This is a genomic window from Bradyrhizobium genomosp. I (2014) (assembly GCF_000261685.1).
GTDB lineage: Bacteria > Pseudomonadota > Alphaproteobacteria > Rhizobiales > Xanthobacteraceae > Bradyrhizobium.
On the sequence record NZ_AJQE01000286.1, the window covers coordinates 63,163 to 75,755 of the forward strand.

Annotated in this window: 7 protein-coding genes; 3 read left to right on the forward strand and 4 right to left on the reverse strand. The window is 58.2% G+C overall.

Features of this window, described 5'->3' with window-relative positions:
• Window positions 1-493: 493 nt before the first annotated feature.
• On the reverse strand, window positions 494-664 hold the full coding sequence (locus tag IC50_RS42610) for a hypothetical protein (RefSeq protein ID WP_014497906.1): 171 nt from the start codon (window positions 662-664) through the stop codon (window positions 494-496).
• A gap of 36 nt (window positions 665-700) precedes the next feature.
• On the opposite strand from IC50_RS42610, the gene IC50_RS26355 reads away from it, so the two are divergent.
• Entirely contained in the window at window positions 701-1,075 is a 375-nt protein-coding gene (locus IC50_RS26355) for a di-heme-cytochrome C peroxidase (protein ID WP_269465757.1), read from the forward strand.
• A 684-nt stretch (window positions 1,076-1,759) separates the two neighbouring features.
• Here IC50_RS26355 and rpoN read toward each other — a convergent pair.
• The 3 genes from rpoN to IC50_RS26380 all read right to left on the reverse strand — a co-directional run bounded on the left by rpoN (window position 1,760) and on the right by IC50_RS26380 (window position 8,007).
• On the reverse strand, window positions 1,760-3,214 hold the full coding sequence (rpoN, locus tag IC50_RS26360) for an RNA polymerase factor sigma-54 (protein ID WP_011084688.1): 1,455 nt from the start codon (window positions 3,212-3,214) through the stop codon (window positions 1,760-1,762).
• A 2,293-nt stretch (window positions 3,215-5,507) separates the two neighbouring features.
• Complete coding sequence (locus IC50_RS26375; protein WP_018645272.1) at window positions 5,508-6,293, reverse strand: helix-turn-helix transcriptional regulator; 786 nt, start codon at window positions 6,291-6,293, stop codon at window positions 5,508-5,510.
• 1,099 nt (window positions 6,294-7,392) lie between these two features.
• Window positions 7,393-8,007 (reverse strand): J domain-containing protein, encoded by a 615-nt coding sequence (locus tag IC50_RS26380; RefSeq protein WP_011084684.1) that lies wholly within the window; start codon window positions 8,005-8,007, stop codon window positions 7,393-7,395.
• A 1,406-nt stretch (window positions 8,008-9,413) separates the two neighbouring features.
• On the opposite strand from IC50_RS26380, the gene IC50_RS26385 reads away from it, so the two are divergent.
• Together IC50_RS26385 and IC50_RS26395 are read left to right on the forward strand one after the other, a co-directional pair.
• Window positions 9,414-10,742 (forward strand): hypothetical protein, encoded by a 1,329-nt coding sequence (locus IC50_RS26385; RefSeq protein WP_011084682.1) that lies wholly within the window; start codon window positions 9,414-9,416, stop codon window positions 10,740-10,742.
• A gap of 684 nt (window positions 10,743-11,426) precedes the next feature.
• The gene (locus IC50_RS26395) at window positions 11,427-11,843 is read left to right on the forward strand and encodes an SET domain-containing protein (protein WP_011084680.1); all 417 of its coding nucleotides are present in this window, start codon (window positions 11,427-11,429) and stop codon (window positions 11,841-11,843) included.
• Window positions 11,844-12,593 lie beyond the last annotated feature (750 nt).

Consider the following 12,593-nt stretch of genomic DNA (forward strand, 5'->3'; position numbering starts at 1 on the left):
TGGTGCGCGCATCCGCACCTGAAGCGGTGGTTCGATCTGGTCAAGGCAGGCCGGGCGTGATCCGCGCGCAGCGGCGTTCATCGAACCATGATCGCCGCCCGGCGCGACCCTAACGATCAGCTGGCCGGCGTATGGTAGCCTTTCGGTTGCCATGCGCGACCCTTGAGGCGATCCATGGCCATGATCGAGTCCGCCGCCCCATCCGCGCCGCAAGTCCAGCGACATGGCTCGATCTTTGACTGTAGGAGGCGCTTCATCCAGAATAAGAGTTTAGGACTTTGGTTCTTTGAATGCCTTCTTCTTCAAGGCGGATAAATAATTTCCTCGAACTCTTGGACGAGATTTACCGGCCAAGCGCATTTCTAGCGTCACAACAAGTTCCTCAAATTTTTTGCGTGTTGCGCCCGCCAGAGGTCGTTGCCGATAATAGCTGTACAGGCGCTCGGTTATGAGAGCTGTCACCCACCGTGGCGTATCTTCCGATTCGTAAAACTCACTTATCCTGGTTATAGCTAGGGAACGAGTCGATCTCGAGCAACATGAAAGAGCAGAGCAGCGTGCGAATTGCAGATGTCTTCTCGCTGCGTATCTGCTCATCGATAAAATCAACCAGCTTTTCGCTTCCAAGGCTTTGATAGGCGATCTCGGCAACGATGGTCGGCATGACATGCTTGATCGTACCCTCGATGAACCTAAATAGCTGGGACAGCTTTTCACTCAGTACCGGGCGCGACCATTGGACGGTGTTTGGGCAACAGCTCCTTATCTGCACAACGGGTCTGTTCCGACCCTGAGAGACATGCTGGTGCCGCACGCCAAGCGGCCGATGTCGTTTTGCGTAGGCAGCCGTGCGTTCGACCCGGTCAACGTCGGGCTCGCGACGAAAGCACAGTCGTCCGAAAGCTGTGCGGCCGGTCTGACGAACTTCGATGTGTCGCTGCTTGGGAACAGCAATCGCGGACATTCTTTCGAGGGTAAGGAAACCGACTTAAGGAAACTGCCGCCCGGCATCATCGGACCAGAGTTGACCGACGCCGAACGGCGAGCGCTTGTCGAATATCTCAAGACTCTATGAGCGATGGCGTTCGACGCCGACTTGTGTGCCGGCGTCGCTAGCTTCCGCCGAGTTCGAATGCGCCTCGTCAGAACACGTGCCATTCGGCAGATTGTCCCTGCTCAGCCAGGTCATGTGTCCCTCCTGCCGGGACGTCGTCGATTGTCTTGAAGCCGCCATGAGCTCGCCGGTCCTAAGCAGCCCCGACTTGGCGCAATCCTGACGATCCCGCCCAACCGCACTTGGCGATGCTGGGCGCGGCTACAGTTGCGCACTCGAAAACCTGTTCATTTTCCAAAATCTGGGCGCTCCAAGTGTAGTTTTTACAACATTTAGCGCCGAGCTATTATGGTTAAGCCAATAATTCGCCCTACAACCTTGTTGTGCAGCGTAGCAACGAACCGGAAAGTTATCGCGGAAGAGGTGGTGGCGATCATTGGCGTGCGAGATCAGCCGGCTGCTACCGATCGGGGCCGTATATCGGCCGACAATAAGCCAAGGCGAGGACTTGGGAGGAATAAGAGCTTGGCGCCGACGGAGCCTCTGAAAACGCTCGCCCCTCTTAGACGGCAGTCGGCCTATACTACCTCTCCTCAAATGCCGCGCCAGAAGCTTCCTTCCATCACCATCAACAATCTCGCTCCAAAGGCCCGCTTTCAGAGACCTCCAAAGCTACGCTTCCGGATTAAATCGACAGCTGGGGGTTTATTTATCGAGGCCAGTTCCGCCCGATGCTCTACTGTTCATCGTTGACCACATATTGTCGCGGCGGCGCTGCACCGAGGACCGAATGCGCATGGCTTCGCGGTACTTCGCGACCGTGCGGCGGGCAATATCAATGCCCGAGACTCGCAGGCGCTCAACGATCGCGTCATCGGACAGAACCGCTGACGGCTCTTCGGATTCGATCAGCTGCTTGATGCGGTGACGCACCGCTTCAGCGGAATGCGCCTCACCGCCATCCGCCGAAGGGATCGATGCCGTGAAGAAATATTTCAACTCGAATGTGCCGCGATTTGTTGCCATGTATTTGTTGGCGGTGACGCGCGACACCGTGGATTCATGCATCTGGATGGCCTCGGCAACGGCCTTTAGATTCAGCGGCCGCAAATGCGCAACACCAAGGGTAAAGAAGCCGTCCTGCTGACGCACGATCTCGGTCGCAACTTTCAGGATGGTGCGGGCGCGCTGGTCGAGCGCGCGCACCAGCCAGGTCGCGTTCTGCAGCGCGTCGTTGAAGTAGGACTTATCGACGTCCTTGCCGATCTTCTTCGACAGCTTGGAATAATAGGTCTGGTTGACCAGCACGCGCGGCAAGGTGTCGCTGTTGAGCTCGACATGCCAGCCGCCATCAGGAGCCGGACGGACATAGACGTCGGGTACCATCGTCTGCAGCCGCGCCGACCCGAACTTCATGCCCGGCTTGGGACTGAGCCGGCGGAGCTCGTCGATCATGTCGGCGATGTCCTCGTCGTCGACGCCGCAGAGCTTGCGCAAGCTCGCGATGTCGCGCTTGGCGAGGAGATCGAGATGCTCGACGAGGGCCTGCATCGCCGGATCGTATCTATCGAGCTCGCGGAGCTGGATCGCCAGGCACTCGCGCAAGTTACGCGCACAGACGCCGGGCGGATCGAACTCCTGCAGGACGGCAAGAACGTGCTCGACATCCTCCTGCGTTGCGCCGAGCCGCTCGGCGGCCTGGCCGAGATCCGGCGGCAGATAGCCGGCTTCGTCGACGAGATCGATCAGATACTGCCCGATCATGCGCTGCGCCGGCGCGGTGAATGCGACCGACAGTTGTTCGGCCAGGTGGTCGGACAATGTTGTCTCGGACGCGACAAACGCTTCGAGATTGTAGTCTTCGTCACCCGAGCCGCCGCCACCCCATTCGGTATAGGTGGTCATGGCGCCATCCCGGGCGTCGCGCACTTGGGCCTCGGCCAGCTGATCGCCGCTGACCTGATCGACCTCAGTCGGGGCTTCGGCCCCAGCTGCATCGTCACTGGCACGCTCGAGCAGCGGATTACACTCCAGCTCTTCCTCCACGAAGGTCATGAGGTCGAGATTAGATAATTGCAGCAGCTTGATCGCCTGCATCAGCTGCGGCGACATGACCAGCGACTGGGATTGCCGGAACTCTAATCTTTGCGTGAGCGCCATGAAGCAAGAACCGTTACTGAAGTTGGTCTGCGTTTTGCTCATCTAGTCAGGAGCTGATCTAAGCGCTTTGATGTCGCGCAAAAGCGGATGCGAGGTGAGATGAAGGCAGCGAACAACGGAATCCGACACTCAGTCGGAGCTCCCTCGTCAATCCCCATTGTGCGCGAGATGAGAGGACTAGGAATTCGGATGCGGCACTGTGACGCGAGGGCATCAACAAACAGGACAGCTTCCCGTGGCGATACTCCTATCAAGGACTTGCAGTCCCCGGCAGTTTCGGTGAGTTCTGCGCGTAGCCGCGATCCTCCACCCTCCCGCAGGAGCGCCGGCAACAGCTGCGCGGGGCTCAGGATCAGTGCCTGCCGCCACTCAGACAGTCCCTCGCTGTCGAGCCTTGCTGCACGCTCGAATTAGCGCGAACTTCGAAGCCGATCGTGGAAGGAAGTTGCCCAAACGAATTGGCACTAGGGCTGGCAGTCGAAAATAGTTGAGGTAGCGGGTTGAACCGGCCGCAAGATCGCTATTGCGTCAAACGCGATTGCGAGGCGATCACCATTCAGCTGCCCAACGCCTGCCGCTTGTTGGCCGCTAGCGTCTGCCCCATGTGCGTCGAGAAGAGTCTCTTGTCCGGGTTGCTGACGCAAATCGGCAGAAGTTCGAATAGCGGGCATATATTGGCCTGCTCTTCGGCTTATCCTGCCGAAAGTTCCAACGTATTCGGGATGACGAATCTGGGGCCTCTGACGCATCAAATCTGGGACAGTTAGTTTCCTCCGCTTGGCCGCTGAGCGGGACGATCTTGTCGGTTTGGTCGAGAGCCCTGCGCCAGTCGCCTTGCTTGCAGCGGCCGGCCGACATACTCGCTCCGCGAGAGGCGTCCGCACGCGCGAGACCGCCATGATGTTCCTACGACCTCGAGCAACATTTCATCGCTGGCCAGCGGGGTCTTGCCAGCGCGTTGGCCCACTCCTCGCCATATCGGTGCTGCCGGTGAAGCCTGCCGCCTCCCCAAACAACACCTCTCCGAAGCTTCGGTGGGATGCCGCCCCCAATCACTCGCCTCAGTGGCATCTGAGCTGCGGCGAAACGACAAGAAGAATTCGCGCTCTTGGTACAACTCACCGGGTCGCAGAGGCAAGCTCCCGAGCCGAACCCCGGCTCATCGCCCGCGTCGTCGTACCTGCCATTCGCGCTCCCGCTGCCTCTGCGCCGATGGTAGCACCATACACCGCGCTGTAGAACACCGCAGCGGAAGTTGGCGCCGCGACATCTTATTCCGGCTACCGACGCAATTGAGCGGCCGCGTGAGGAGTTCGAGCGACGGATCAAGATCAAGACCGTTTGCCATCAGCGGCCGCCGCGGCAATGCCGTCCTGGCCTGCTCACCCCCGGCCAGATCAACATGCGCAAGGTCGACGGCTGGAGACCCCTCACCACAAATCCTTCGATAGGTAACTTGGGACGCGCCTAGTTGTGGGGCGCGCACCATAGCCACAATGCAATGCGCATCGCGATTGAACTCGCTGCGCACGGGCAGGTAGCTTCATGTTAGTGGAAATCGCGCCGACATTGCCGCAGCTGGCAAGCCTCGATTGCACAACGCGAAGCATCAACTTCTCGATAAGGGCCGCGCTGCCGCTCAGGTGAAGGGCCTGGCTTCAGCGATCACGGCTTCGTCCAGCGGCAAGCCCCTGCCATAGGGACGAACCAGCTTTCGCGGGCGGTCGCATCGAGCAGCGGCACCTCAGTTGCCTGATTGATATGGCCGGGACGGCCGGCTGGCGCAGCCTCGAGAGCCTCGAGACGGTTGGTGGCGAGAATGAAGATGTTGTCATTGTTGCTTCAACCCGTTCATTGCGTTGAGCAGCCTGTTTAGCAACACTTACTTGCAAAAACCTATAACAGCGCGATTCCTGGCAAACAGATCGACATCCTCGATCTGAAACGGATGGAACTTCATATCAATAGCGCCGGGATCGCGTGGTCGGTATGACAAAGCATGCGATTTACCGCCTAGGACCTGCATTGTCCGAACTAGGAAATCCAGCCTCAGGCGAGTCTGACGCAGCGAGACTTGCATGAAGCGCCGACGCCCCTAGGTCCACGCCAGCCACTGATAAACACCGGACACGCGCGCCGGATGCGCTTGCCCCGTCATCTGGTTTGAGCCAATTCCGTTGAAGTACATCGTTGAATCCACTAGAGATCGGCTATCCCGACCGCAGCAGATGAATCGCAAAGGAAGAGCCCGCCGACGCAGGGTCCTTGATCGTTCCTTTGAAGGCGTACGGAGCTAAATGATGCCGCGCCGGGTTGCTTTGGCTACAGCATTTGTCCGGTTTGCCGCCCCTAGCTTTCTGATGACGTTCTTCATGTGGAAATTGACGGTATTATCAGTGACGTTAACAAGTTGCCCGATTACCCAGGCTGACTTCCCCTCTGCGACCCAGTATAGGCACTCTGTTTCTCGCGGTGTTAGCGGAATGTCTGTCTCGCAACTCTCATCAAGCGGCGGTGTAATCTGCGCGACAGCGTTGTGAAACGCCGACGCCAATGTCGTGAGATGAGCCATGCGATCCTGTGGATCGGCATCATCGAAAGGAGATGCAAACGATACGAAAGCCGATCGGCCTTGCGATCCAAACAATGGCACGCTCATGCCATGCTTAAGGCCTGCTTCTTTGGCCTCGCGTAAGACGCGCAGCTCACGGGGCTGTAGTTCATATCGACTGGTTAGTTCATCCCAAAGAAAGGGCCTTGGCAGCATTGCTGTCCGCCGGACCACCGGGTCGATCGCTTGATATTCTTGTTCAGCATAGCGTTGGCACCAATCAGACGGGAAGTTTATAGTTGGCGGGGGCGGTAGATACTCTGGCAAACGACGCTCATTGGAGCAGGAGAGTGCTCCGTAGGCGACTTTATCAAAGCCTTCATTGCTCGCGAAATTCACAAGAAGATCGAACAGCGCTGCGATTGATCTTGTCTGTATAGCGCACTCGATGAAGCTGAATAGGTCGGGCCCGCGGCTTTCCCGTCTGCTTGAAGCGAGTGGCATTTTGCCGTGCGACTGGTCATCCATTTTCTATTTCCGTTTGCTTACACAGATGTTGGCTTTGCTTCTTGCAGCTGAAAGCTCGCGCGCGAAAGGAAAGCTCGGCCCAGAACTGTTTCACACGGTCCCAGCACGCTCCGAGAAGATAATCGGAGCGACTTGACGCACGCTGGCAGGTCGAGCCAAAGCGAAGCTGACTTTGTTCGCTGCTGACCGGTCGGGCTGCTCTCCGAGGTGCCAGTGCCCCAGTCTCTCGAAAGAACGGCTGGCAAATCATGCAACGATTGCGGCGGACACGGTCAGCACTTCTCGTAAGAACATGCCGGCATCTCGAGCGCCACCGCAAAGGAGCGAGGTCGGCATGGAACTGTTCGCAGCTCGGCACACCACACCCGGACGGGTCCAGCGCCCTCAGGTGCTTGCGCATTTTGGGCCACCACCCGCGGACATCAACAAATGGCTGCTTGACGAGGACGACAGCGTGCATGCGATCCTCAGGACTTTCCAAGAACCACCGATGCGCACAGCAATTCTCGCACCACTCGCCGATCGGAGAACTTGCCCCCATAATAGGGGCACTCGCAGAAAGATGGTCTCCTCTGGTTGAGCGGATGTGACATACGTCGAACATGCGACAACGTCTCATGCGCGACACAGAATTTGATATAGATCAAGAGCGTGATTAAAGGCCTGCCGTCTCACCTGCATTGACGGGGCGCGAATGGCACTCCCTGAGTGCCATCTTAACGCGCGAGGCAAGTCCAGTACCAACCTTCCTGCGGGCAGCGGAGCAGCAGTTTAGTGTGGCTCTGCTTTTCGAGCAGTCGAGGACGGCACTTTCGAACTTTCGCTGTGGCTCGCCTTTGCGAACTTCCCATCGGCGTCGTGAAGACTTGCCCCCTCCTTGCAAACCCGAGGAGAGAGCGAATGAACGAGGAAAGAAACAAAGGCTCGTTGTTGATCGGTCCGGGAGCAGGTTGATAGAACTCCTTGTGGCGTGGCGGAAATGTTGCGCCTCTCGGGCCTAGGGTCTGAAGCGGGTTACACGCCAGCTCGGGTGCAGCCTTCACACGATGAAGGGCTATGGAATGGCGGGTGAGGTGAAGCCGTTCAAGTCGTGTCCGGGTTAGCTCTCCCGCACCACGGTCTTCAGGTAATGGTAGGCCTTGATGATCTCGACCAGGCGCTGCTCCGTAGAGCGGTCGCCGCCATTGGCATCGGGGTGGTGCCTCTTGACCATCGCCCTGTACCTCGCCTTGATATCTCCGAGCGTCGCATCGACATTCAGGCCCATCACCTGCAACGCTTTCCGCTTGGCATTGAAAAGCTTGCGCGTCTCAGGCCTGGCCTCCGCGCGGGCGCGTCCCTTCAGCTCAGCGAGCATGCAAAAAGCATCGCAGTCGTCCTCGGAATGGGCCGGGCTGCCGGTCATCTTGCGGGCGCTGATGGGCTCGCCGATTTTCCAAGTTGGACGATGGCCCGTCAGCGCGTCATTCTGGTAGCGCGCGATCGCTTCGGCGTCCATCCCGGAGAAGAAATTGTAGGACTGATTGTATTCGCGAGCATGCTCGATGCAGAAGTGCCAATATTCGCGCGCATTGTGGCGGCCCTTTGGCGCGGGATGGGTTGCCTTGTTCTGGCAATCAGGCCATTCGCATCGCACCGCGGTCCGGCGCTCCTCCTGCGCTTCCTGCTTGTTGATGCGAATGGAGGCGAAGAATTTGGATGTGTCGCTCAGCATGACTTGGCTCCGTTGGGCGGAGCGGCAGTTAGCAGCGCCGCTTCTAAGCTAGAGAATTGGTTTCGACGGCAAGTTGGATCTGACTCGGCCTTTGCGTCTAGTTCAGTGCATGGTGTAGCAAGCACTTCCCAGCAATCGACATGCCAGGACTCGCGCGCTTGGTTCAGACAATCATCTCTTTGCGATCTCAGATCGATTCAATTGCAATGTGCTGTCGGGCTCTGCACATCGAGGTCTTGAACGGGACCGGGTGAATACGAACAAAGCGGGAGCTATGCAGGAATCTGGCTGATGACGCGCTTAGGGAAGCAGCGGAGCAACGCGGATGGTGAATTTGCGAGAACTTCTCGACGAGGCGATATGGCCAGAATGAGACTATCAACATCCTGCCCTTCGCTCAGCCGCCTGCGGTTGATCATGCGTGCTACAAATTCTGCGCAACAGAGCGCGTGTTCTGCTCGCCCGGTGCCGCGACGGAATCGTTCCAGAGACGCCGGCGAGATGAAGCGGCCAAGGATGGCCGCGCAACACCGCAAAAGCTATCGGCGCAATCGAGGCGGCCGGGCCCAAGGTGAGGACCGGGCGCGCGACTCTCGCCGGTTGGATCCGCTTCACGTACTTGATTTTGCCAGCCGAGCGCGGCGACCAGGAGCTTTGATCCCCTGCTTAGCCGGGCCGTATGTTGACTCGCGATTTCAGGAGGCACGATCGGCCCTGCTGGAAAGGATGCGGCGAATCTTTTGCTATTAGCGATTTTTGGGGCCTGAACAATCGATCGCGGGGCAAATACGTGCGCCGCAGCACAAGTCCGCCGGCGATCAAAGAGAGCCCGAGCTGGTTCTGAGCGGCAAGAAGAAGGCCATGGAGGGTCTCAACGGCGCCCAGCCGGCGCGGTCGCGGAGCATGCACTCGACATCTTTACTGCGAGCGCACCAAATATGTGCGTGGCCGCGATTACCGGACAAGGATCGCCGATATAAAGCCTATTGGCTTTCTGTGTCTTGCCGGCCGAGCACCAGCAGAGAACCACAATCCGAGCGAGAGCATCCGCCGCGGTACGGCACACGAACATGCGAGCCAGGAACCGTTGTCGGCCACCAACCGTATTAGATTGTGCAAGCTGAGCAAGCGTGAGACGTTGGGATGACCGAAGAGCCACAATCAGTTGCCGAGATCATCGCGGCGTCAGAGTGCCGACAGTATTTGAGCCCGTCCCAAACAGGCAAAAACGATGCCGCCTGCTCGGCTTCGTCACCAGTCGCGATTGCGGCGAAATGACTGAGCTGAGATCGCACTCCGGTTAGTCTCTAAGCACGTCAGCTTGTCGACAGCTGATCCTAATAGAGTGAGACAGTGACACGATTGGATCGGCATTGCGAGCCGACTCAAACCACCGGAGAGTCGACATGGACCCTTTTAACCGCATCAACCCACTCGACCGTGACCACGCCGCGGCACCGCAACAGCAGCAAGCGGAGTTTGAGCCTTACTTGGATGAAGTGCCCCAGCTTGATACCTCGACAATCGCAGAGAATCCCGTTTTTCATGATCCCTACTACCCTCATCTGTCTGAAGAAGGCCTTAGACTGGCCCAGGCATTGGGACTTGAGCACCAGAGCACGGACCGTCCTCATCCCGAACACGCAGTCACCAGACGCGAGGACGCCGCTGCGCAGCATCGCGCGCCGCAGGGTGGGCCGGAGGAACTGACTGCGCAAGGTCACGATCAGGATCCGTGGCAAGAGCCGATACGCGAAGCGATCCTAGCATCGTCTCTCAACCGGCCAGCCCCGGGTGGTCTGGCACCGGATCCCGAAGAAGCCGTTCGTTACTTCAGCTGGAGCGGCGCCTACCGGCCGGCTGCAAACGAGCTAGCCTCGGTCGCTTCCAGCTCAGGTCACGAAGTCGTTGTGGATGAGGATTACACCGGCCAACCTACGAAGAGGCAGAGGACACTAAGCCTGGCGGAAGAAAATGCCACTGCGCGCCAGCGCACCGAGCCCGGCAATTCAACCGGTCGCGAGTTAATTGAAGACGCCGGCGCACCGCTTCTGGCCAGCAGCCGGTTCGTCCTTCCTGAGGAAGTCTACGATCAGGATCTGCTGTGGGCCATGGTGGATAACGCTCGCCCATCGTCATCTCTCGAACCAAACGAGGGTCATCACCAAGCCCTGGACTCAGAAGCGGCCGTTGGTCCGTTCAACGCGCAGCACGGCGACCAGCACGCGTCCGCTGCGCACGAGCGCAGCAACGTCCCGCCGAGCCAGGACAGCCGACCTACCAGTTTTATCGTTCACAATGACCGTTACACGGCGCTGTTCGTGCCTGCGGGGGCGATGAGGCGAAGCACCCCACTCAATCCGCCAGGCTCAACCATTCAATTCGGATCTCGACCGGAAAACGTTCTGCCGCCCAGCCTGCAGCCAACGGATCGAACCGCCCGATCGCTTTTTGGACGGTCGATTGAGCAAGCCGCTCCGGCGTCCTCCAGGGCTCAGAGGACGTACCCCGCGGCCCGCGAGATTTACGCTGCATCATTCTCCGTTCCCGAGACTTTTTTGCACGGCACCCAACCCGCGCCGGACACGATGCGGGCGAAACTCGGCCAGTGGGGCCTTCTGCCGGACGAAGCGCATCCGACAAAACAATACGACATTCATGGTGAGCGCTACACCGCCCTTTTCGGACCCGGAGGCTCCGATGACCTTCGGCTCATCCATCACCCACGAATGTAGACGCCGAGGGACATCTCAAACGCATGGAGCCCGTCCAGATAGTTCTGGAATTGGACTTGTTATTGGACCATAGCTTGCTCCGGCTGCTCCTGCGAGGTTGGCGCGGTTCTGGGCAGCACAGATGTCCGCTGCTCGCGTCGATGACTTGCCAGCATCATCGCTTAGCAACTCCTCGTTGGGCCGAACTTCTACCTCCGTTTTCTTGCTAACTACGGCGTGATCACGTTGATTGCCTCGAGGCGGTTGTGCAGCGAAATCGGCAGTCGAGTGCCGGCCTCCCGCGCACTTTGCCTGCAATATCTGCTCCACATCCACAGTTGCCTGGGCACGCACTGACGCATTCACCCGCGGGCGGCTCTTGAAGCTGCGATGAAGGGCTTGTCGGCGGCTTGCCGGGCCGCGAGAGCATCGAGCGCGCCGTCGCGCTGGTAACAGGTCATGATCGTGCGACACGAGCTCGCCGCTATAATCGACACGGATCTTTGCTCGGAATGCGACTGACTTGCAGCCCTCCCAGCTCACGGCCTTGTCGCTGGAGGCGATCCGCAGCAGGCGGCCCAATACGCCTGGAGAAGACATAAATTGTGATGGAGGCGCGGATAAACGAGCCTACCAATTCGTGCAGCAGATTTCGCAGCTCACGTCAGTTAGTTTGCTGGGTAGTAACTCCGGGAGACTTCTTCAATGCTGATCGTCGACACAATTTTGAAGCCAGACAGGTTTGGCGGTATTGGACTTTTCTCCGCGACTCGTTTGCCCAAAGGTTCGTTGATCTGGATTCACAACCCAATCGTTGACATCACGGTGACGCCTGAACAATACGAAGCCCTAGCTCCAACATTCCAAGCGCTACTTGATAAGCATGCCTATCCAAGAGACTACAAGGCTTACGATGGTGTTATCGAGTACAATGCTGACAATGCCCGCTTCATGAACCACAGCAGCCGCCCAAACACATACCAAGACGACCGCCGAGTTTTCACAGCCCGTGACGTACAACCCGGTGAAGAACTGACCTGCAATTACTTATTTTTCGATCCACGGTGTGACGTATCGTGGAATGAAGAACCATCCATGAATCTTGATGCCCCAACGGGCTAGGCGACGGTGGATTCAAGTTCGCGGTCTGACGACTTGATCCGTTGGCGAATTACGCCGGCAAGACTTTCGGCAACTCGTTGTGGCCATCGACCGACTCGGCCAATTTTCTAGCTGCCTTACCGAGCAAGAAGATTTGCGAGCGGAGCCTTGTTCGACAGACATCCCTTGGCGCGCAGAGCTCCTTGGCGCACCGTCGCGGGAGCGCTTTCGATGAGGTATCTCCTCGAGGCGGACTTCATTGCATCTCTAGAGCTTACCCAACGCCGGATCTCCGCGGATGTGCCCGTTCTCGCACTGACTTTTGAGTCTTGATCCTCGATATTTCCTGAGATGGCCCGGGCACCGATCCTGATATTACCTTTAGGATAGGCCGATTGTGCCGCTTGATGTCAGAGTAGCAGATGTGCTGTTACAAACGCACTTGATGAGGGCTTATCGCGGCTCGATCTTTGCGCCTCCGATTTAGCTTCGCGCAATGCAGAGAGCATCCGTCCCATCTGGTCACGATCCTACATACTGCCATATCAGGACCTGTTTAGATAAGAGATCAGCGACTATCGTGTGATCGATTTCGTCGGCCGAGGTCCATCCGATCTTGCCGATCAACTATCATTACGCGCTCAAGGATGCCGCGAGGGACGAAAGCCGCAAGACAATGGGCGCGTCGATCCTAAAGCGGTCCGAGCACGACTCCTAGCTTCCTGGCGTACTCACGCTCCCAAAAACTAGGGTCCAGACTCAATTGAGCCA